This is a genomic window from Type-E symbiont of Plautia stali (assembly GCF_059731115.1).
In genome coordinates this window covers 381928-403525 of sequence record NZ_AP035907.1, presented here as the reverse complement: position 1 = coordinate 403525, position 21598 = coordinate 381928, and the positions used below count along the sequence as shown (strand labels likewise).

At 52.1% G+C, this 21598-nt stretch carries 17 protein-coding genes; 9 read left to right on the top strand and 8 right to left on the bottom strand.

Features of this window, described 5'->3' with window-relative positions; genetic code table 11:
- Positions 1-4: 4 nt before the first annotated feature.
- Positions 5-1498 (bottom strand): MocR-like pyridoxine biosynthesis transcription factor PdxR, encoded by a 1494-nt coding sequence (pdxR, locus tag AC6I8L_RS21795; RefSeq protein WP_058961043.1) that lies wholly within the window; start codon positions 1496-1498, stop codon positions 5-7.
- Positions 1499-1607: 109 nt separating this feature from the next.
- Here pdxR and gabT point away from each other — a divergent pair, with 109 nt between their 5' ends.
- Together gabT and gabP are read left to right on the top strand one after the other, a co-directional pair.
- Entirely contained in the window at positions 1608-2870 is a 1263-nt protein-coding gene (gabT, locus tag AC6I8L_RS21790) for a 4-aminobutyrate--2-oxoglutarate transaminase (protein ID WP_058961044.1), read from the top strand.
- 96 nt (positions 2871-2966) lie between these two features.
- Positions 2967-4361 carry a GABA permease gene (gene gabP / locus AC6I8L_RS21785; RefSeq protein WP_058961045.1) on the top strand — a complete coding sequence of 465 codons (1395 nt, stop codon included), beginning with the start codon at positions 2967-2969 and terminating at the stop codon, positions 4359-4361.
- Positions 4362-4396: 35 nt separating this feature from the next.
- Here the strand turns inward: gabP and AC6I8L_RS21780 are convergent, their stop codons facing one another.
- Entirely contained in the window at positions 4397-4723 is a 327-nt protein-coding gene (locus AC6I8L_RS21780) for a hypothetical protein (protein WP_045815361.1), read from the bottom strand.
- Between the two features lie 138 nt (positions 4724-4861).
- Between AC6I8L_RS21780 and AC6I8L_RS21775 the strand changes: the two genes are divergently transcribed.
- Positions 4862-6199 carry a glycoside hydrolase family 10-like protein gene (locus AC6I8L_RS21775; RefSeq protein ID WP_058961046.1) on the top strand — a complete coding sequence of 446 codons (1338 nt, stop codon included), beginning with the start codon at positions 4862-4864 and terminating at the stop codon, positions 6197-6199.
- 91 nt (positions 6200-6290) lie between these two features.
- Here AC6I8L_RS21775 and AC6I8L_RS21770 read toward each other — a convergent pair whose 3' ends face one another.
- From AC6I8L_RS21770 to AC6I8L_RS21760, 3 genes are all read right to left on the bottom strand, one after another.
- Complete coding sequence (locus AC6I8L_RS21770) at positions 6291-8147, bottom strand: putative phage tail protein (protein WP_058961047.1); 1857 nt, start codon at positions 8145-8147, stop codon at positions 6291-6293.
- Positions 8148-8490: 343 nt separating this feature from the next.
- Entirely contained in the window at positions 8491-10461 is a 1971-nt protein-coding gene (locus AC6I8L_RS21765) for an autotransporter outer membrane beta-barrel domain-containing protein (protein ID WP_058961048.1), read from the bottom strand.
- Positions 10462-10815: 354 nt separating this feature from the next.
- Positions 10816-11706 carry a LysR family transcriptional regulator gene (locus tag AC6I8L_RS21760; RefSeq protein WP_058961049.1) on the bottom strand — a complete coding sequence of 297 codons (891 nt, stop codon included), beginning with the start codon at positions 11704-11706 and terminating at the stop codon, positions 10816-10818.
- A 114-nt stretch (positions 11707-11820) separates the two neighbouring features.
- Here AC6I8L_RS21760 and AC6I8L_RS21755 point away from each other — a divergent pair, with 114 nt between their 5' ends.
- The 3 genes from AC6I8L_RS21755 to AC6I8L_RS21745 all read left to right on the top strand — a co-directional run bounded on the left by AC6I8L_RS21755 (position 11821) and on the right by AC6I8L_RS21745 (position 16230).
- Positions 11821-13119, top strand: coding sequence for a serine hydrolase domain-containing protein (locus AC6I8L_RS21755; protein ID WP_058961050.1), 1299 nt, complete (start codon positions 11821-11823; stop codon positions 13117-13119).
- Positions 13120-13385: 266 nt separating this feature from the next.
- Complete coding sequence (locus AC6I8L_RS21750) at positions 13386-14699, top strand: MFS transporter (RefSeq protein WP_058961051.1); 1314 nt, start codon at positions 13386-13388, stop codon at positions 14697-14699.
- 244 nt (positions 14700-14943) lie between these two features.
- Entirely contained in the window at positions 14944-16230 is a 1287-nt protein-coding gene (locus AC6I8L_RS21745) for a methyl-accepting chemotaxis protein (protein WP_058961052.1), read from the top strand.
- 87 nt (positions 16231-16317) lie between these two features.
- On the opposite strand, the gene AC6I8L_RS21740 is transcribed toward AC6I8L_RS21745, so the two are convergent.
- From AC6I8L_RS21740 to AC6I8L_RS21730, 3 genes are read right to left on the bottom strand one after another with little or no spacing between them, the layout of a single operon-like run.
- Entirely contained in the window at positions 16318-17646 is a 1329-nt protein-coding gene (locus AC6I8L_RS21740; protein ID WP_058961053.1) for an NAD(P)/FAD-dependent oxidoreductase, read from the bottom strand.
- A gap of 18 nt (positions 17647-17664) precedes the next feature.
- Positions 17665-18270, bottom strand: coding sequence for a cupin domain-containing protein (locus AC6I8L_RS21735; protein ID WP_058961054.1), 606 nt, complete (start codon positions 18268-18270; stop codon positions 17665-17667).
- Between the two features lie 51 nt (positions 18271-18321).
- Positions 18322-19071: an ABC transporter substrate-binding protein gene (locus AC6I8L_RS21730; protein ID WP_058961055.1), complete on the bottom strand. Its 750-nt coding sequence runs from the start codon at positions 19069-19071 to the stop codon at positions 18322-18324.
- A gap of 288 nt (positions 19072-19359) precedes the next feature.
- Between AC6I8L_RS21730 and AC6I8L_RS21725 the strand changes: the two genes are divergently transcribed.
- The 3 genes from AC6I8L_RS21725 to AC6I8L_RS21715 all read left to right on the top strand — a co-directional run bounded on the left by AC6I8L_RS21725 (position 19360) and on the right by AC6I8L_RS21715 (position 21423).
- Positions 19360-20010, top strand: a complete 651-nt coding sequence (locus tag AC6I8L_RS21725; protein ID WP_058961056.1) for an amino acid ABC transporter permease — start codon at positions 19360-19362, stop codon at positions 20008-20010.
- A gap of 1 nt (position 20011) precedes the next feature.
- Positions 20012-20779: an amino acid ABC transporter ATP-binding protein gene (locus tag AC6I8L_RS21720; RefSeq protein ID WP_058961057.1), complete on the top strand. Its 768-nt coding sequence runs from the start codon at positions 20012-20014 to the stop codon at positions 20777-20779.
- A 287-nt stretch (positions 20780-21066) separates the two neighbouring features.
- On the top strand, positions 21067-21423 hold the full coding sequence (locus tag AC6I8L_RS21715; RefSeq protein WP_045815471.1) for a cupin domain-containing protein: 357 nt from the start codon (positions 21067-21069) through the stop codon (positions 21421-21423).
- The last annotated feature ends 175 nt before the right edge of the window (positions 21424-21598 follow it).

Here is a 21598-nt window from a genome sequence, read left to right as displayed (position 1 = left end):
ACGTCTATGAACGCGCTAAAATCCCGCTCTCCATCAGACATGCCTTCAATACACCAAACGCATCCTGACACTGACGCTCATCCACGCAGGCATAACCCAGCAGCAATCCTCGTCGCTCCTGCTGGTGCATGTAATATTGCGACAGCGGTCTAACCTTCACACCGCGCCGCAGCGCCAGTGCAGCAATCGCCACATCATCACATCCAGCCGGTAAATTCACCACCAGATGCAAGCCCGCTTCATGATTGACGCGCGGCATAAAATCAGCGCCAAGATAACGCTCAATCAGACCCGCTAAAAATCGACGACGCTGGCTGTAGAGTTTGCGCATACGGCGGATATGCGCCATGTAATGCCCTTTCTGGATAAATTCCGCCAGCGCCCGCTGCACCAGCAGATGCCCGCCACGATAGAGTTCCGCCGCCGCCACGCGTAAAGGTTGAGCCAGCGCTTTTGGCACCACCAGATAACCCAGTCGCAGTGCCGGATAGAGCGTTTTGCTGAACGTGCCCATGTAAATCACCGGCGCATCGGGCTCAAAACCTTGCAGCGAGGGAAATGGCTGACCCGCGAAGCGAAACTCACTGTCGTAGTCATCCTCTATCAACCAGGTTTTATGTTTGCTGGCTAAATCCAGCAACTGCTTACGTCTTTCAAGGCTGAGATGAACGCCCAATGGGTATTGGTGTGACGGTGTCACAAATATCACTTTTGGCGCCCGACTGCGCGGCGGTAAGTCAGGAATAATGCCCTGATCGTCGACCGGCATGGCCTGTATTTTCAACCCATTGATGCGTAAAAGATTACGGGTTCCCCAGTAGCCAGGCTCTTCAATCCATGCGGTATCACCCGGATCGCAGAGTACGCGCGTGACCAGATCAACCGCCTGATGGATGCCTTCGGTGATGATGATTTGATCCGCATCCGCACGCACCGATCGGGCCACGCTGAGATAGTCCGCCAGTGCCTGTCGCAATAGCGGACAGCCGCCATTGCTGCTGTAAATTAGTCGATCAACATCGGGCTCGCGATTTAATCGCGCCTGAATCTGGCTAAAGAGTTTGTGCGGAAACTGCGTGACATCCGGCGCGCCTGGCACAAACGCGCCCCATTGATAAGGCGAGGCGTTGGCATGGCCCAACAGCGATGCACCGCGTTTAGAAATCGCCGCCGTTTTCACGCTCAGCGGCAGCGTCAGGTCATCGCCGCGCGGGCTGTTTAAACACCCTTCAGGCAGCGTTTCGGCGATCCAGGTTCCGCTGCCGGTGCGCGCGGTAACATAGCCCTGTGACATCAAATTTTCATAAACGTTAAGTACGGTATTACGTGACACCGATAACTCCCGTGCCATATCGCGCGTGGCCGGTAATCGCGTGGCGCGTGGAAAAATCCCCTCAACAATCGCCGCCTGCATACACGCCAACAGGCGCTGCTGCAACGTCCCTTCCGGCATAAACTGCAAACGTTCTAATACATGATCGGCGTACAAACTCCGCAATTGGCTCCATCCTTTTCTGTAAAAGTGGCTCTGGCAACTAACCTTAGCGCAGGGATAAATAAGCGTGTTTGTCGTGATTTGTAAAGACGCTTATCGCTAAGGAAAGGTTATGGAAGGTAAAAACAGCCAGCTGCAGCAACGCAAAGATGACGCACTCCCACGTGGCACCGGTAATCTTTGCCAGTGGTATGTCGATCAGGCAGAGAATGCGACGTTGCGTGACGTTGAAGGCAACAGCTGGATTGATTTCGCTGGTGGTATCGCAGTGCTCAACACCGGCCACCGTCATCCGCGCATCGTGAAAGCCATCGCGGAACAGTTAGAAAAATTCACCCATACCGCGTTCCAGGTGACGCCTTACGAGAGCTATGTCGGCCTGGCAGAGCGCATCAACAGCGTGGTGCCCATAGCCGGTAAAGCCAAAACCGCCTTTTTCTCAACCGGTGCTGAAGCGGTTGAGAATGCCGTTAAAGTTGCGCGCGCCGCCACACGCCGTCACGGCATTATCACCTTCGGTAACGCGTTCCATGGTCGTACGTTTATGACGATGGCGATGACCGGTAAAGTGGCCCCCTATAAGCGTGACTTTGGCCCGATGCCTGCTTCCGTGTGGCACGCTCGTTACCCCAACAACGTGACCGGTATCAGCGTTGATGATGCTTTGGCGAGCCTGCAAGACATCTTCACTCAGGACATCGCGCCGCAAGACGTGGCAGCCATTGTGCTGGAGCCAGTACAAGGCGAAGGCGGTTTCCACATCGCCCCTGCTGAGTTCTTCGTTCGCCTGCGCCAACTGGCCGATCAACACGGCATTCTGCTGATTGCCGACGAAGTGCAAACCGGCTTTGGTCGTACTGGCAAGCTGTTTGCCATGGACCATTACACCGTTAAACCAGACTTGATCACTATGGCGAAAAGTCTGGCGGGCGGCATGCCGTTGTCTGCGGTGAGTGGTCGCGCAGAGATCATGGATGCGCCCGGCCCCGGTGGGTTGGGTGGCACTTACGCCGGAAACCCGCTAGCGATTGCCGCCGCGCATGCGGTGCTGGATATTATTGCTGAAGAACAACTGTGTGAGCGCTCAGTGAAACTGGGTGCGCAACTGGTCGAATTCCTCAATGAGGCACGTCGCCACTGCTCTGCGATCACCGATATCCGCGCATTAGGTTCGATGGTCGCGGTGGAGTTTGCCGAGGCGCAAACCGCTCAGGCCATCCAGCAACACGCCATGGCGCGCGGTTTACTGTTGTTGACCTGTGGTCCGCAGGGCAACGTGATTCGCTTCCTCTATCCGCTCACTATTCCGGATGCGCAATTCAGCCAGGCGCTGGAGATTCTCAGCCATGTGCTGAGCGCGCACCAGGATTCGTAGGCCCCCAGCTTAGCCAGCCCGTATGCGGGCTGGTCATCCACCTGCTGCAGCCAGGCTGTGTCAAATCACAGCCCGAGAGACAATCTGGAGAAAACAATGAGTTCACAGAATGCTGATGCGCTTGCGCAAGGCTTAAAGCCGCGTCATGTCCGCATGTTATCCATTGCCGGTGTAATAGGTGCCGGCCTGTTTGTCGGTTCCGGTCATGCTATCGCCGAAGCAGGCCCCGCCGTGTTACTGGCCTACATCGCAGCCGGTGCGCTGGTGGTGCTGATTATGCGCATGTTAGCGGAAATGGCCGTTGCCTCACCGGACTCCGGCTCTTTCTCCACCTATGCAGATAAATCACTGGGACGCTGGGCTGGATTTACCATTGGCTGGCTCTACTGGTGGTTTTGGGTGCTGGTCATTCCGCTTGAAGCCAATGCCGCAGGCACGATATTGCACAGTTGGTTCCCGCAGATTGCCGTGTGGGAATATACACTGGCGATCACCACGTTTCTGACGGTCAGCAACCTGTTCAGCGTCAAGAATTACGGTGAGTTCGAATTCTGGTTTGCGCTGCTGAAAGTGGTCGCCATTGTCGCCTTCCTGATTGTCGGCAGCCTGGCGATATTCGGCCTGATGCCCGGTAGCAGCACACAAGGCATTTCCCATCTCTATGACACGCACGGGTTTATGCCAAACGGCATCGGTGCCGTACTGGCTGCCATTCTGACCACCATGTTCTCCTTTATGGGAACGGAAATCGTCACCATCGCGGCAGCGGAATCACGTGAACCGAAAAAGCAGATAACGCAGGCCACCAACTCCGTGATCTGGCGTATTGCGCTGTTTTATTTGCTGTCGATCTTCATTGTTATCTCGCTGGTGCCGTGGAATACCCCATCGCTGATGAAAGCCGGTTCGTATCAAACGGCGATGGAGATGATGAATATTCCTTACGCGCGGCAAATCGTCGATGTAGTGGTGTTGATCGCGGTGTGCAGCTGTCTTAACTCTGCGCTCTATACGGCTTCACGCATGCTGTATTCGCTTTCTCGACGTCAGGATGCCCCTGCCGCGGCATCAAAAACCACGCGCAGCGGTACGCCCTGGGTTGCAGTCATCGCCTCAACTGCCGCTGCATTTCTCGCGGTGATCGCCAATTATCTGGCACCCGCAGCAGTATTTGAGTTCCTGCTAGCCAGTTCCGGCGCGATTGCGTTACTGGTTTACCTGGTGATAGCGGCCTCGCATCTGGTGTTGCGCAAAAAGCGCGAGGCACGGGGTGAGATCTTAAGTTATCGCATGTGGCTGTTCCCAGGCTTAACCTGGGCAACCATGGTGTTCATCGTGGGAGTGTTGGTCTCAATGCTGTTTATGCCGGCGCATCGCTCTGAGATCATAGCCACCGGTCTACTCACGTTGGCGGTGTTGATCACCAGCCGCATCGTGCATCGTAAACGCGCTTTGCGCGAGCGCGAGGCGTTAGTGGCAGTGCGTTCATAATGCCAGAAATTTCCGGGCTGGGAGGCCCGGAAGCCTTACTCATATTGCACATCGATACTGATCGACTCTTCCGGCACGTTAATCACCACAACGCATTTATTCCACACCGGCTTCCCTTCGGTCATATCGTGCTCAACGAAGTAGTGTTGGAAATCTTTCAATGCTTCAGTTAAATCACCAATTGCCTGTGCATCCGGTTCAAACCAGTCTGGCTCGCCGTTTTCATCCAGATAATCGAACTGGTATTCACCGCCCTCGTCATCGGCAAACAGTTCAGCTTTTACGATTAATTCGCGTGCACCTTGCGGTCCACAGCTGAAAACAATCATCGCGATGCGGCGGTAAAGGTCTTCATAGGTCATAGCAGTGTATTCCTGTTTTTGGTGAGTTCCCGTGGGCAGCGTTCGTCATGGATGGCATAACAACGTTACCGAGGGCTCTTATTGACTTTAAGGCTGATGAGAAGAGAATGAGGCTCTTCGAACAGTAAATTGAAAAAAATGGAGTTTATCATAGCCTGTTCCGCGCGTTTTCCCCGTATAACTACCGTGAATAAAATGGCCACGCTATTGGCTGCACTGCTTTTAGCCAGCTGCAGTTCCGAGCCGCCTAAATCACTGGTCACCCCGTTCCCGACAGTAACGCCGAAACCGCATCCTGTTCAGCCCGTTGCCAGCGCAGAACCGGTGCGTGGTGTGTGGCTCACCACGGTGTCGCGCCTTGACTGGCCACCCATAGCCTCAGTGAATGCCAGCCCGGCAAATCGCATCAGCCAGCAACAAAAGGCGTTGACCGATAAGCTGGATAAACTCAAAAGCCTCGGCATTAATACCGTCTTCTTCCAGGTGAAACCTGACGGCACGGCACTGTGGCGTTCTAAAATCTTACCCTGGTCAGATATGATGACCGGGAAGATTGGGGAAGATCCCGGTTACGATCCGCTGCAGTTTATGCTGGATGAAGCACACAAACGCGGTATCAAAGTGCATGCGTGGTTTAACCCATATCGCGTTTCTACCAACGTGAAACCCTCGACGGTGGCAGAACTCAACAACACACTCTCCCTGCATCCAGCCAGCGTTTTTGTGCTCCATCGTGACTGGATCCGCACCGCAGGTGATCGCTTTGTGCTGGACCCAGGCATTCCTGATGCCCGCGACTGGATTACCAGCATCGTGGCCGAGGTGGTTGCAAATTATGATATCGATGGCGTGCAGTTTGATGACTATTTCTATGCGGAATCGCCCGGCTCAACGCTGAATGACAGCACCACCTTCCGCCAGTATGGTCAGGGATATGCCTCGAAAGCGGACTGGCGACGTCACAATACTCAGCAGCTGATTGAACAAGTGTCCCGCACCATTAAGCAGTTAAAACCGCATGTCGAATTCGGCGTCAGCCCCGCTGGTGTGTGGCGCAACGTATCCCACGATCCCGCAGGCTCAGACACGCGCGGTGCAGCGGCCTACGACGAAGCTTACGCCGATACACGCAAATGGGTGCAGATGGGCCTGTTAGATTACATCGCGCCACAGATCTACTGGCCATTTTCACGCCAGGCTGCACGTTATGATGTTCTCGCGAACTGGTGGGCCAATGTAGTCAAACCCACGCACACCCGGCTCTATATCGGTGTAGCGCTGTATAAAGTCGGTGAAATCTCCAAAATGGAGCCAGACTGGACCATTGATGGTGGTGTGCCGGAACTGAAAAAACAGCTCGACCTTAATGACTCTCTGCCACAAATTAACGGCACTATTCTGTTCCGCGAAAACTACCTTAATCAACCGCAAACTCAGCAGGCGGTGAATTATTTACGCAGCCGTTGGGGGAGTTGATTTTCAAGCCCAATCACTGCCGGATTTCCCGGCATATTTCAACCAAATTATTCAATGATAATTCGCCAGCAACGGATGTTGCTGGCTTTTTTCAGATAAACGGCTCTGTTGCACTATTTAATGGAATGCTCCATTCATCACCATTAACCCGAACTTTCAAATAACGCCGGGTACGCCATTTGCCTGGCTCGTACTCTTCGGGCTTACCCAGAATAAGCGTCCCGTTCAACAGCAACTCTTTGTCGTTATTGTAGCCTATACCCACTTTTTCATTGCCAATCCAGTGCTGTTGGAAAGCCACAACAGGGGCTGCATCGAACTTTTGCGCATCGGCTTCAGAGCAGGCGGTATAGCTTTTGCGGAAGATAAAACATAATCCCGCCTTGTAGCGATCTTTACCATTGGTTTCCACCAGCGCGGTGGCAAATCCAGTGAATTGCGCCAATTTAACGTAGAGCTTCGTGCGGGTGGCACCGCCTTCAATATGCACTTTCGTCACCGGGCAGGAACCTTCGCCATACCAGCTGCCAATGGTATTGGCATTGTTGCGCGCCTGAAGGTAAATATTGGCCACCCCTTCTGGCGTTCGTCCAGAATACTGAGTTTGCGTGGCGCTTTGCGATAATATTTGCGATGTCCCCACCACACGCACGTGAATCTGCGTCCCTTCATCGGAGAAATTAAATTCGCCAATGTAGAACCATTTCTCTTTATCGCTACGGTTATCCATATGGTGTTGCGAGGTAATATAATCATAGTTTAGCGAGCCCTGAATGATGGCACCCCAATCCGATATTTCCATCAGCCCGCGATCACCTTCCGCCAGCAGTGACCAGGGTTCGATACCTTCGGTGCTGTAATCAAACCCGGCGCTTTGGTTATGAATACTCTTCTGAATGATCAACGCGCGGCAATAGCCCAATTTTAACGGATTAGTCGTTGATTCAATTGCGAGCCCCTCAATCACCCACTGGCCATTGGTTAAATCCCCGGCGAATTCTGAATGTTCAATCCAGCCATTACGAATAAAGGATTGGGTGCAGCGCGGTAAATCCAACACCGGCCTTAGGGTATTTTCTTGCAAATTGAAGTTGGATAATTCAATGGCCGTGCTGTGGTCCCAGGCACCTGCTGCACGATCGGACCAGCGCGCATACACAATGCTGTCCTGACAGCCTCTTGAATAAAACTGATCAATCTTACAATCCAGCGTATCGATCAGATCCAGTGCTCGTCCGCCCAGATAGCGAAACTCCATACTGCTCACGCGCAGAAACTGCCCGCCAGTAATAATGTTGGCGTAAAAGCCGACTTTATTAAATGCGGTACCGCCGTCTCCGCCGTTATTTGAGCTCATGCCTTTCACCACAATGCCCGAAATCTCTGCATAGCGCGCATTCACTTTAAAAAAATGGAGCCCTCGTGGCTGGGTCTCCCAATTGAAAACCAACGTGGTTGTCGGAAAGTAGCCAAAATTGACATTGGCACCCGAGACTTTAAAACGGTTGATCTCTTTATCTGAGATGTCGAAAGTTGACATGCTAAACACCCCGGCCGTAAAGCGGATGCCGGCTGCGGGCAGCACGCGCTGCGACCAGGTAAACATGCGTCTTACGGCCGTAATACAATCGGTCTTGCCATCGGCAATCGCACCAAAATCCAGCACCGTGACAGTGCTGTAGTCCTGTATGACACGCTTCCAGCGCTTTTTGCCGGCAGTGATAAAAACAATCCCACCATCGTCTTCACTGGTGGTGTCGGTGGAGTCATAAACAAACACCCCTCCGCCCATTTTGCTGCCTTTGGTGTACTCCAGCACCGAAGCGATTTCCCCGGCGGATGTCGGTTCAGTAGCACGTAATTCATCAATGGTTTTTAACTGCACAACGGTACCCGTTGCGGCGTTGACGGCATTTTGCGGCGAGGTGTTATTGGACGTACTTACCATGGTGGACCCCTTAAATATTAAGAGAAAATAACTGCACCCATGGAGTATAAGTAGCTGATAGTTAATGTGTTGATGTGTGCCAGTGAAATTAGAGACGTTAAACATCCAACAGATAAATGGAATTAACCAAGATAATGATAGCAGAAAGAAAGCGCAGCGGTAAGGGCGAGATTTTACAGAATAATCGCAGGAACATTAGTGCTTATCGCGGCCGCAAAAATGAGCAATCTACGCATGATTCCGATCGAATACCTTAAGCCGGTAACTGATTTATTCACTTATTTATGAAATTTAAGGGAAGCTAAAACGGTGCCAGCAAGCCACGACTTGCTGGCACATCATCCTAGAATGTGGCATTCACCCCGACGTTCCAGGTCACCTGATGGTAATCGCTGTGACTGGCGACGGTGGACACGCCAGCAAAGGCATTGACCGTATCGCCCAACGGCACATTGGCACCGACCGCCACATCCAGCCAGTTTTTATCACCCGCTTCAACCGTGCGTTCAAACGAGGTTTGGGTGGATTTCAAACCCGCGCGTACGGTGGCATCCGTGTCACCAAATTGATGGTTATAACTCACCTGCGCCCAGGGATTGATCACCCACTCCCGGCTATCAATACGCCAGCCGACTGAACCTATCTGCGAATGAAGTGTTTGGTCCGAATAACGCATTGAAGTACTGGTGTTGCCATTTTCCTGATAGCCACCCACGCGACCATAATCCAACGCATAGCTGACTACCGGGCCGGTCGTGATATGGTTCCCCAAGGGTAAATCCCAGCCGGTTTGTACCCGCATGCCCAGTAATTTACCGCTGCTGTTGCCTTGTTCAGTCCGGGTGGCAGGGCCGATGTTGATGTTACGCTCGATACTGTCGAAATCGAGATCGGCATAATGGAGATCGGCGTTGATCCAGCCTTGATCGAACAAGGTGAGCTGACTGTAGAGCGCCACCAGATTACCGCGCAGCTTGTAGTCATAGTTTGATGAAGGATCCATGCGCTGATTGCTGTTTGAGAACAACAAACCCGTTTGCCAGTTATCGGTTAGCTGATAGCCGATCCCCAACGTCAGATTGGTGGTGTTTGCATCACCGTTGCTCCAGGCATCACCTTGATAATCAACGTGCTGCCCGGCGTAGCCACCAAACACCGTGAACTGGCCTGCGCTGGCCGGTTGTTGACGCTGCTGTTGCAAATGACCATCCAGCGTATTGTGCATGTCGCGCGACATTAGCAGCGTGGATTGCGACAGTGCCGCGACCTGCGCAGGGGCATCAAGAATCGATTGAATATAATCTGCCAGCATAGCGTGCACTGCCGGGCTGGGATGCAGGCGATCGGCAAACAGATAATCTTGTGCGCTGCTAAAACCGGCATCAGAGGAGCGACATTCATCTGCAGAGGTGCCCACCGGACAGGCAATGCCGATGGTGTTAGTCAAACCATAACGTACGGGGTTCGCCACCACCTCACTAAACAGTCCTGCAATATCTACCCGAACGATATTGCCCTTCAGCGCTGCTAGCTGGGCTTCTTCCTGCTGGTTGTAGCCATCAGAAAGTGCGGTGACCTGCGTGCTAAGTGTTTGCCATGCATCGTACAGTTGTTGTGCCAACACATCCCGTACCGCAGGGATACCCGAAATTTGCCCGGCGGCGGCTGTAAAGGCCTCTTTCACCGCCTGTTGACGGGCGGCATCATCCGGTGTTTCAGCGTTATCGAGCGACTGAAAAGCCGCGACCATGGCTGATGTTCCTAACGTGCTCAAGACGATCTGCACCATGTAGGGCGTTAGACCCAATTGTGGAACATTGGGCACGATGACCGCTCCCGCGCCCGCATCCAGTAGCGTTTTGACCTGGGAAGCCGTAGAAATTGCGCTGTTGCTGATGGTTTCACGTGCGGTGAGCGGATTGGTGACGGCGGCGGCAATATCGTTTGCACCGACCCAATGAATGTACAAGCCGTTGCTATCAGCGCGTCCACCTGTGGATTGCAGATAGGCCGCCAGCTGATCCTGGGTGTTCAAATCAGGATCCAGTTTAGGTACTGCCACAGCACCACCTTGCGCATAGTTGCTGCCACCCAAATCTGAAGGCTGTAAATTTTCACCCAGATGCGCAGCCAGGATTTCATCGTATAGCGGATGCTGCGCGCCATCGGCCGTAAAACGACCAATGTTGCCGCTGTCGCTTAGGCTATCGCCAAACACCGTCAGACTATCCCATGCACGTGCAGGAGAGGCAGCCAAAAGCGCCCCAAGAGTGGCTACGGCGACAGCGGAAAGTGCAGATTTGCGCTTTATCATCATCAACTCCGTGATGGCCCAGACGGATCGCGTCTGGTCGCTTTAAAGGTAGGCCGTGCGCATCATGCAGCAGCAACGCAGGCCAGCAAGGTCGCATCAAGAATGCGAAAAGTAGCAAAGAGAAATAACAAGGACGTTTAAGGTGTAGCCAGTCATGGAAGGTAATACCAGTTTGCGCACAGAAGATTACGGCAGGCATTTTTAGGAATTTAACCTCGCTCACAGTAATGCTCTGATAAAGCATATCTTTTTTGATAGAGCTGCCAGGCGAGGTATCGGCATATAAGTATTAGGATTTGAAGCTTTTGAACGCGACTGAAGAGGCAGAGATCCGTCGCTGGGTTTGGCTTAACCTCACCCCATCTGCAACCAAAGCTGTTGCAGCCTGCCAGATAGATGATGGATCAATGGATGCTTTCTTCCACCAGGCGCCCACAACGCCACAAGCGTAATATTCAGTCCTTGATGCCCTACCTCAGTAGGCAGCACCTCGACCTGATGCCATTTCTGCGGCTGAAAGTGCGTAGGTAAAAATCCCCAGCCTTGTCCCTGCTCCATCAGACTTTTCAGCATGGCCCGTTCGTTGATAAATAGCGATTGCCCCGAAAGCTGCAGGCGCTGCGTGATTTGCTCATCAGCTTGCGCATGCATAACTAATTGCGGCTCGAGTGCGAGGTTAAGTAATGTCAGCGGTGTTTCCTGTCCGGCAAATAAAGCTTTTGCTGCGTAAAAATTCAGTTCAATTGCGCCTAACGCGCTCCACTCCATCTCATTACCCAGCGTGCGGTTCACAGCCTGACAAATTGCCATGTCGGCTTTGCCCGATTTCAGTGCTTCTTCAGCCTCTGAACGCGAAGCGCACCACAGACTTAAACGCACCTGCGCCCTGCTGCACTCACTGATGAATGCCTGCAAAAATAACTGCGGGACAAAAGGGTCATACACCAGCGTGATTTGCTGCATGCGCGACTCCGGCAAGGTCTGCGCGAAAGCTTCAAATGCATGAGCCTGACGCACCAGCAAATGCGCCTGACGATGTAACTGCTCCCCCCTGGATGTCAGCACCAATTTGCGCCCTTCACGCTCAAACAACGAGTAGCCAAGGGCATCCTCCAGGTAATCGATGAGATCGCGCACGGTGGTGCGATCTTTCCTCAGTTTCTCTGCTGCACGGGAAACCGTGCCGAACTCTGCAATCGCCGCAAAGGCTTCAATTTGTGAAAAGGAATAGCGCAGCGCATTCATCTGAAATCCTATGTCTAACATTTGGGGGGAATTTCCCCCATGGGGTGATTTTAACCTCGCCCCATAGATTTCTATACTCGCCGCACTCTTAACTGCACTACAAAGGCACTTTTCATGCAACGTCACACCGTGATTAAACCCCTGCTGTTTTCTCTCTCACTAGCTGTGAGTGGCTATGCAACTGCTGCGACAGAGTGCGATGGCGTGGCGCTCACGCCCTGTCCTGCACCCTTTGATCATCAGTTACCTGACCCTCACCAGATGCTGAGCTGGAGTCAAAAAGATCGAGTAGTCGGTTTCCGTAATGATTACCGAAATTATGCGGGAGATGTGTTTCATCATGGGCAAGCGAAGCCACTGGCGCGTGCCAATAACCTGTTAGTCGATGCGCAGTATCAGGTTAATGGCCACACCTATCACCTCGCTGATTACTTAAAACGTGAAAATGTCGCGGGCATGCTGGTGCTGAAAAACGGCAAAGTCGCCTACAAATATTTTGCCGAGGATAATACCGACAGCACACTGTGGACCTCGCGTTCGGTGGGGAAATCGGTGGTATCTACACTGGTGGGCATCGCCATCAAGCAAGGAAAAATTCATTCACTGGATGACAACATCACTGTATATGAACCCGAACTGAAGGGAACCGCGTGGGATGGCGTGACGCTTAAACAGCTCATTCAGCATACCTCCGGCGTGGCGTGGAATGAGGATTACACCAACCCGAAATCTGACTTTGCGCAGTTGACTCAGTGCGAGGCGCAAGCTGGTACCTATGCCTGTGTGCGTCATATCGTCACTCACCTGAAACGCGCGCATCCTGCGGGTGAACAGTGGTCTTACTCTTCCGGCGGCGCATGGTTGTTGGGGGATGTGCTGGAACGGGCAACAGGCATGTCATTGGCTGCTTACCTGCAGCAAACCGTATGGCAACCCAATGGCATGGCCAGTGACGGCGTCTGGCATGCTTACCAGGCTGGAAAGCATGACGTGGGTGCTCATGGTGTCAACGCCACGCTGGAAGATTGGGGTCGCTTTGGTGAATTTATTCTCAACGAGGGTCGCCTGCCCGATGGTAAGCAAATCTTGCCTGACAATTGGGTGAATGACGCTGCAATCTGGACACAGGCAAAAGACTCTGTCAGTGCGGCCCATCCGGAGGGTATTTATGGTTATCAATGGTGGAATAATGCTATCCCTACCAATGCACAACATGTCGTGCCCACTGCAGCAGAGGGGCTGAAGCACTCACTCTGGGCTCTGGGCATTTATGGGCAAATCATTATGGTTAACCGTGCAGAAAACCTGGTCATCGTACAATGGTCAATCTGGCCTCAGGCTGAACCCTCCTTCAGCGCGCAGCCACTCGAAGCGGCTCTGATGTACAGCGCGATTGCGCAACAGTTGCATTAAGCCGCATTTATTCGCGCCATATATGTGATGTGGCGCGGTAAATTGCTTGTTGGTATTAGTTTACTTTTCCTCTCATTTTGTGATCTATATTGTAGTACAATCCAGATTCATAGTACTACAATACTCCTCGTGTTGTTATTTGTTCCTACGCCAGTTTTTCGTCCTGATAATAATAAAAACAACAACTCCATCTTATTTACCTGCATGCCTGGCGGGCGGTATGACTGCTGCCTGAAGAAGGCCAAACCGATTACGAGGTCGTTATCATGAGCAACGATTTATATGCCTCTACCCTTAAACAATTGAATAGCAAAATCATCCCTTTCATCGTCATCTGCTATTTTGTTGCTAATCTCGATAAGACCAATATATCCATTGCCGCACTCCAGATGAATGCAGATCTCGGCCTCACCACCAGCATGTATGGTCTGGGCGTGGGGATGTTTTATATCTCTTATATTCTGTTCGAAATTCCCAGCAATGTGATCATGACCAAGGTTGGCGCCCGACGCTGGATAGCGCGCATTATGATTACCTGGGGCATCGTCAGCACTGGCATGGCGTTTGTTCACACCGCCAATCAACTCTATGTGATGCGTTTTTTGCTAGGGATGGCTGAGGCAGGTTTTGCGCCAGGCATTATTTACTACATTTCATGCTGGTTTCCCAAAAGCAATCGAGCACGGGCCATGTCGTTTTTCTACATGGGCTCAGTCAGCGCATCCATAATTGGTTTACCGGTCTCTGGTGCGATATTGAATATGCATGGCATCGCCGATATTGCTGGGTGGCGTTGGTTGTTTGCTCTTGAAGGTATTCCCGCGCTGATTCTTGGCTGTCTGGTGTTATGGCGCCTGCCCGATTCGCCGGAGCAAGCCCCGTGGTTGAACCCAAAACAAAAATCCTGGCTGCGTGAACGTCTGCAGCAAGACAATGCTGGGGTAGAAATCGGAAAAAACCATTCCTGGTGGAGTGCCCTAAAAGATAAAACAGTGCTGCTGTTGAGTCTGGTGTGGTTTCTGCAGGCGTTTGGCTCCATCGGCATTACGCTGTTTATGCCGCTGATCATTAAAAGCATGGCGGCGGATCAGAGCAATTTCGTCATCAGCCTTTTGTCGGCGGTGCCCTTCATTATGGCGTGCCTCTTCATGTATCTGAATGGCCGTCACTCTGACAGAACACGTGAGCGCAGCTGGCATTTAGGGTTGCCGTTAATCCTCTCCGGACTGGCATTGGCGACGGCAATATTCACCACTAATCTCTGGATTGCTTATCTGCTCCTGGTTCTGACCGTGGGTTTCAACTTTGCGCTGACGCCGATATTCTGGGCGGTAACCACGGAGAAACTGGCAGGCGTGGCCGCAGCGGCCTCCATCGCTTTTATCAATACGGTCGCCAACTTTGTCGGATTAGGATTGCCGCCCGTACTGGGAAAACTCAAGGATATGACCCACAGTTATCATTCAGGTTTACTGGTGGTGGCGGTGGCACTGATCGCGGGTGGCGTAATTGGCATTATCGTCTCGCGACCACCAAATGATCGGTTGAAAACCCTTGCTTATCCGCAGTCTGGCAAGTGAAACGCTTTTTCATGCATTTTAGTTAAATGTTCTGGAAACCGCGCCGATAATTAAGCTACCTTTATCAAAGCGGACCGTAACCGGTCCGTTTACCACAACATCAGGCAATCAAAACTCAATACACCCAGCCTGCGTACGCGCAGAGAAGCACATCGCAAGAAAAGTGTTCAGCTGAGGAAATTCAGCGGAGCGGCAAAAGCTGCACGCATTATGTTCAATGACATAATATCGCCTGAGGTCACACATGTTTGGGGTGAAGAAATCCAGCCTTTCTCTGCCATTTTATAAAAGTGGCGATGTACTCAAAGATATCAATGCAATCAAACAACATGTGGCATGGATTGAGTTTTCGCCCAGCGGTGAAATCCTCAGCGCCAATCCGCAATTCCTTGAGGTGACCGGCTACAGCCTGCATGAGATTCAGGGACAGCATCATCGCATTTTCTGCAGCCCGGCCTACAGCCAGTCATCGGAGTACTTTGCTTTCTGGCAGACGCTGGCCTCAGGTGAATCCGTCACAGGAATCTTTGAGCGCTTTAATAAACAACGCCAACGTTTCTACCTGAGCGCAACGTATTTCCCGGTGAGCGATGATAAGGGCAAAGTCTATAAGGTGATTAAAGTCGCCAGTGATATCACTGCCCGACATGAAGAACTCGAGCATAAAGAGGCAGTGATCACCGCCCTCGACCGCTCTATGGCCGTCATTGAATTCACGCCCGATGGTCATATTTTGACAGCCAACGCGAATTTCCTGACACACATGGGTTACGAGCTTAAAACGATTGTCGGTCAGCATCATCGCTTGTTCTGTTTCGATAACTTTTATCGGGAAAATCCCGAGTTCTGGCGCAAAATCGCTAAGGGACAACACTTTGTCGGGCGCTTTGAGCGGAAGACCGCCGCAGGCGAACGTATCTGGCTGGAGGCGAGCTACAATCCGGTGTTTGATGCCGACGGCAAAGTGTACAAGGTGATCAAAATTGCTTCCGATATCACCACGCGGGTTGAAGCGGCAAAACGGGTCGCTGATATTGCCCTCACCACCTCAGAACAAACTTCGCAAATAACGGATAACGCCAACGAAGTGCTGGATGAAACCATCCGCAACTCCGGTCTGGTGGCAGTGCAGGTCAATGCCGCCACCGATATTGGCACCCAGTTAAATGCCTCGGCGAAAAGCATCAACGAAGTGGTGGAAACCATCAATCTGATTGCTTCACAAACCAATATCCTGGCGTTAAATGCCGCGATTGAAGCCGCGCGCGCGGGTGAAGCGGGGCGTGGATTTAGTGTGGTAGCGGATGAAGTGCGGCGTCTGGCGGCTTCCACCTCCAGCGCAACCAAAAAGATCACTCAAGTCGTGGAGCACAACGCCATGCTGATTCATCAGATGGAGCAGCAGTTAGGTGAAGTGAAACAGTTCGTGGTGACCGAGCAGGATAAAATCAGCGTGCTGTCACGCAGCCTGCGAGAAATAAACAGTGGCGTACATGAGTTTGTGAATGTGATTCATCGACTGGATGTTTAAGTGATCCCCCATCAGCGATGCTCAGGCGGCCTGAAGGCCGCCTTTCACTTTTAACGATGCCACGATCGGTCAGTACCTGGCAGGCTTTTACATCATCTGCGGTTCGCGAATCGCATTACCTTTAGCAAAACGCGCCAGACTGTAAGGTTCAGCATCCGTAAACAGCGGTTGGTTATTCACCATCTGCGCACACAATAAGCCCGCTCCAGGACCGATGCCGAAACCATGGCCGCTGAAGCCTGAGGCGATAAACAGGCCCGGCACCGTATCCATCTCATCAATCACTGGCACCAGGTCCGGCGTGGTGTCGATCCAGCCCCCCCAGGCATGATCCACTTTGATCCCGGCAAGTTCCGGGTAAAACTGAACCAGCAGTTGCATCGCTTCCTGTACAATCGACGGATCGCCGGCGGGATCGAGCACACGGATCTTTTCAAATGGCGATAAGCTCTGATTCGACCAGGAACCCGCGGCTTCCGGACCATTAAAGAAAGAGCCGTTGATGCGCACTTTGAGTTTTTTGGCAATTTTGCTGCGATACATCGGATAAAATTTGGTGGCATAGCGGATATTTTGCGGAGCCAGGTCGATCTGCCCACGACCGGAGAGTGCCACGGTGTAACTGCCATCCTGACGACGGCGAATGCACAATCCGCCGATGCTCAGACACCCTTTAATCACTTCCGGCGCCACCGTGGTTTTAAACGCTGTACCCAAAATATTGGCGCTCGGCAGTTCAACACCATACTGTTTGCAGAAACGTGAACTCCAGGCACCACCACAGCAGATCACCCGGTTCGCTTTCACTAAGCCGCGCTCGGTCCACACACCGGCGACGCGCCCGCCACTGATATCCAATCCACGCACCGCGCAGTTTTGATGGACTGAAGCACCCAGATTTTTCGCGCCCGTGGCGATGGCCGGTGCGGCCATGGAGGGTTCGGCACGCGCATCGCTCGGTGACCACACGCCGCCCACCCATTGGGCCTGTTCACCAATGCGCTCGCGCGTCTCTTTGCCCGTCAATAAGTGGCTAACAAAGCCGATTTGTTTCGCCTGCTTGCCCCAGGCTTCCCAGCGCGCCACATCCGCTTCACTCAATGTGCCGTAGGTGATTCCCTGGCGGCTAAAGCCAAGATCGAGTCCGATTTCCCCGCTCAACGCTTCCCAACGCTGCAAACTGCGTATCGCCATCGGCAGCTCATACAGATCGCGATTCTGCTGGCGGACCCAGCCCCAGTTGCGTCCCGACTGCTCACCGCCAATCACGCCTTTTTCAAACAGCGCCACGGAAACGCCCTGCTTTGCCAGTTCATAACTGACGGAAGTACCAATAATCCCGCCGCCAATGACGATGACATCCACCGCGCTGGGGAAAGTTTCACTGTCTGCTACGGTATTCACGTTGATGCGCATGATGTTCAATCCTGATCTTTATAAATGTTGCTCAGAGGAAATATGCATGATCCACAACACAGTGGCGTCACTGGACGTCGGATTAAAAATGTTGTGCGGTAGATGGCTCTGAAATTGAAAACTGTCACCGGGTGTCAAAAGCACGGTATCGCCGTCAATCTCCAGCGTCAGTTCACCCGCCATCACTAAGCCTGCTTTTTCCCCCTTCCCCATTAACATCTCAGCGGACTGCACGCCTGCCGGGATGTTGATGAACATGAACTGCAAATCATGGTCGCCCGAGGGGGAAAGCATCTGTTTAGAAATGCCCTGTTTACCCACGTTAAAGTGCGGGCGTTCCGCTGCGCGCCGGACATAATGCTCAGCACCACGAGTGTGAGCTTCGGCCTCTTCCAGAAAGGCCGAAAGGGGGACTTTTAAGACCAGACGCAGTTGTTCCAGCATACGCACTGTCGGATTCGTCAGATTGCGTTCGATCTGACTGATCGCGCCAGCGGAGACATTCGCCAGCAGCGCCAGTTCAGTAATGGTCATATTCCGCGCCTTGCGCACACGTTTTACGCGGGAGCCGATATCCGCTTCCTGCGCGCCTGACTCCCCTTTGATGATCGGTTCTTTATTCATCGGCTGAATTCCATTCGCATCCCTGTCAGCTGAGCTTAAGGGTGTCATCAATCAGGGCATGCCCCATTTGGTTTTAATCGTCTGCAACGTGCCATCCTCTTTCATGCTGGTTAACGCGCTATTAATCTGCGCCATTAACGCATCGTTGCCTTTCTTCACGCCGAATGCCATTGGGGAAACATGCTCCGGTTTATAACCATCCACCACGTGCATGCCTTTTAGTCCACCGGCTTTTTCCTGCGCTTTTAATATCGGATAGTCATTTAACCCGGCCGCCACGCGACCCAGTGACAAATCTCGCGTCAGATCCGCAGGGCTGTCGTAGACCTTCACTTCTTTCGCAATACCGCTGGCCATCAGGCTTTGGGTATAATCAGTACCGGCCATGGTGCCTACCACTTCACCCTTAAGATCCTGCCAGGAGTTATACGCTTTTTTATTGTCATCCCGCACGATCAATCCCGCGCCAAAAGCCGTCACCGGTTGAGAGAACGTAATACGTTTCGCGCGCTCTTCAGTCGGTGTCATTCCCGCCACTATCATGTCAATCTTTCCGGCAATAACAGATTGTATCAGCGTGGAAAAAGGGATTGCGCTGTATTGGATGTCCAAATGCTCACGTTTAGCCACTTCTGCGGCCACATCCGGCATAAAACCCTCAATCTTGCCCGTTTGGGTATTGAGAAAGGTAGTGGGTGCACTCGATGGCGGAGAACCCGCGGTTAACACCGCTGCACTGGCATTGAAACTCAACGCAGCCGTAAGGCCGAGGATCATCAACGGGGAACGAATGGCAGACATGGCTCACTCCTGGGTGCAATGAAAGGGATAATGCTCTTTTTCACTATAATGAAAATTGCACACCTGCTGTCAACGATTTATTTAATGAAAATGCGCCAACTCACAAATTAGCAATAAAGCCTTTGATTTCACTAAATATCACACCTATAGCTTGTTCGTATGAGCGTAATAAGTAAATGCTATCTCTGTCATGAGAGTAAAGATTGACAGCGATTTGCTATCAACGATATTCATTATAATGAATTTATCGCCTGATTTTAGGGTGACACTACAAGCCAGGAGAACAAAATGGACTGGAGCAGCATCCACCAGTATCTGCCCTTTTTATTGAAAGGGGCTGAAATGACGATCTATATCACCCTTTTGTCTCTGATAATCAGTACGCCATTGGGGTTGATTTTTGCCGCAGCCAAAATGTGTCCGTGGAAAATCATTTCATGGCCGATCGCCACCATCATTAATATCACGCGCGGTCTGCCGATGATTGTGGTGCTGTTTTATATCTACTTTGTCTTCCCGGATATCGGCATCACCCTCACCTCGTTTCAGGCCAGTGTTATTGGTATCGCCTTTTGCTTTTCCACTTACATCGCAGAAATATTTCGTTCCGGCATTGAATCGGTTGATCGCGGGCAGCTTGAAGCCGCGCGATCAATGGGCATGAGTTATGGCAAAGCCATGCGCCGCGTGGTGCTGCCTCAGGCTTTCCATGTTGCCTTACCCCCGTTCAGCAATACGCTCGTGATGATGCTCAAGGACTCTGCGCTTGCCTCGACCATTGCGGTGACGGAAATGACACGTCAGGGCCAGCTGATTGCTGCCTCAACCTTCGATAACACCACGGTGTACACGCTGGTGGCACTGCTGTATCTGGTGCTTTGCCTGCCGCTGCTGGCACTCACTAAGAAGCTGGAAAAACGTCAGATGAAAGGGGCTTGAGATGATTGAAATTCATGAGGTACACAAAAAATTCGGCCCCATTGAGGTGCTGAAAGGCGTGAGTTTCAAGGTCAGCGAAGGCGAAGTGGTTTGCCTGATTGGCCCTTCGGGTTCAGGTAAATCAACCATACTGCGCTGCATCAACGGCCTTGAAACCTATGAAGGCGGCGATATCACCGTACTGGGCCAGCGCGTCAACAACAAGCACAAGAGCATTAACGACCTGCGGCGTCAGATTGGCATGGTGTTTCAGCGTTTCAACCTTTTCCCGCATCGCAGCGTGCTGGAAAACGTGATGGAGGGTCCGATTCACGTCAATGGTGAATCTCGCAACGTGGCGGAAAAGCGCACCAAAGACTTACTGGCAATGGTGGGTCTGGCTGAGAAAATCAACGCATGGCCAACCCAGTTATCTGGCGGACAGCAACAGCGCGTGGCGATTGCCCGCACGCTGGCCCTTCAGCCCAAAGCAATTCTGTTTGATGAGCCCACCTCTGCGCTTGATCCCGAATTAGTGGGTGAAGTGCTGCAGGTCATGCGCAATCTCGCCCGTGAAGGGATGACCATGATCGTGGTCACCCATGAGATGCAGTTCGCGCGTGAAGTGGCCGATCGCGTCTGCTTCCTGCACAGCGGACAGATTGTAGAACAAGGTCCCGCTGACAACCTGTTACTGCGGCCACAAGAAGCGCGCACGCAAGATTTCCTGCGCCGTGTTCTGGGTAACACCGTTGCGCAGCCCTGCCCATGCTGCCAAACGCTGAGTTAGGCGGCGCTCTCACCCCCTTTCAAAGTGCAGGCAGGCGTCGCCTGGAACCGACTCAGATGACTGATCGGGGGTGAATGGACGCCGCCCCCCACTTGCAGCGTGAAGCATGGTGAGGAAACAAAAGTTTCTGCCAAAGCCGTGCGAATAATCATTCAAATATGTTATTCGCACGGCAATAAGTCCCCTCAGGTTTTACTGCAATCGCTTAATCTGAATTGAGTTTTTCCCCAATGCACTTTGCCATTGTGGTGAGTGCTATTTGTCACTGCTTACAGGAAAAAGAACTGATGAAAGTGCAAAAAATTGAACAACCGGCGTTAATTGAAACAATGGAACCCTGGGGCAGCGTGGAAGGCTTACCGGGCAGCGGCACTATTGCCCTTTCCGGTATCCAGAAAGTGATTCCCGGCAAAGAAGATATCGATACGGGCATATTTGAATGCGCAGCAGGTTCCTATCGTCGCTCAGTGAAACAGGCTGAAATTATGCATTTTCTTAACGGCACAGGTTCATTTACTCCTGATGGCGAAGCAACCTTAAATTTTAAACCGGGTGATTCCTTTTTCTTCGAAGCCAATACTGAAGGGACCTGGGTAATTGAAAACACGATGCGTAAACTGTATGTGATTTTTGATGCCAGCTAATTTATTTCCGCATTTATAAATGGCGCGTTAATTCGCGCCTTTTTTATATCCTCGCTGTGACATCCCGGTGCATATTTTTTCGCCTTGCACCAGTAAAACTCAGATCTCCTGCTTATTACTGCCCAGAAACGTCAATTAAATCAGGCATAAAAATAATGGCACGCGCCTTGCTATG

Coding starts and splice junctions, on each gene's coding strand:
- gabT (WP_058961044.1), top strand. CDS start 1,608: ATGGAAGGTAAAAACAGCCAGCTGCAGCAACGCAAAGATGACGCACTC.
- gabP (WP_058961045.1), top strand. CDS start 2,967: ATGAGTTCACAGAATGCTGATGCGCTTGCGCAAGGCTTAAAGCCGCGT.
- AC6I8L_RS21780 (WP_045815361.1), bottom strand. CDS start 4,723: ATGACCTATGAAGACCTTTACCGCCGCATCGCGATGATTGTTTTCAGC.
- AC6I8L_RS21775 (WP_058961046.1), top strand. CDS start 4,862: ATGGAGTTTATCATAGCCTGTTCCGCGCGTTTTCCCCGTATAACTACC.
- AC6I8L_RS21770 (WP_058961047.1), bottom strand. CDS start 8,147: ATGGTAAGTACGTCCAATAACACCTCGCCGCAAAATGCCGTCAACGCC.
- AC6I8L_RS21765 (WP_058961048.1), bottom strand. CDS start 10,461: ATGATAAAGCGCAAATCTGCACTTTCCGCTGTCGCCGTAGCCACTCTT.
- AC6I8L_RS21760 (WP_058961049.1), bottom strand. CDS start 11,706: ATGAATGCGCTGCGCTATTCCTTTTCACAAATTGAAGCCTTTGCGGCG.
- AC6I8L_RS21755 (WP_058961050.1), top strand. CDS start 11,821: ATGCAACGTCACACCGTGATTAAACCCCTGCTGTTTTCTCTCTCACTA.
- AC6I8L_RS21750 (WP_058961051.1), top strand. CDS start 13,386: ATGAGCAACGATTTATATGCCTCTACCCTTAAACAATTGAATAGCAAA.
- AC6I8L_RS21745 (WP_058961052.1), top strand. CDS start 14,944: ATGTTTGGGGTGAAGAAATCCAGCCTTTCTCTGCCATTTTATAAAAGT.
- AC6I8L_RS21740 (WP_058961053.1), bottom strand. CDS start 17,646: ATGCGCATCAACGTGAATACCGTAGCAGACAGTGAAACTTTCCCCAGC.
- AC6I8L_RS21735 (WP_058961054.1), bottom strand. CDS start 18,270: ATGAATAAAGAACCGATCATCAAAGGGGAGTCAGGCGCGCAGGAAGCG.
- AC6I8L_RS21730 (WP_058961055.1), bottom strand. CDS start 19,071: ATGTCTGCCATTCGTTCCCCGTTGATGATCCTCGGCCTTACGGCTGCG.
- AC6I8L_RS21725 (WP_058961056.1), top strand. CDS start 19,360: ATGGACTGGAGCAGCATCCACCAGTATCTGCCCTTTTTATTGAAAGGG.
- AC6I8L_RS21720 (WP_058961057.1), top strand. CDS start 20,012: ATGATTGAAATTCATGAGGTACACAAAAAATTCGGCCCCATTGAGGTG.
- AC6I8L_RS21715 (WP_045815471.1), top strand. CDS start 21,067: ATGAAAGTGCAAAAAATTGAACAACCGGCGTTAATTGAAACAATGGAA.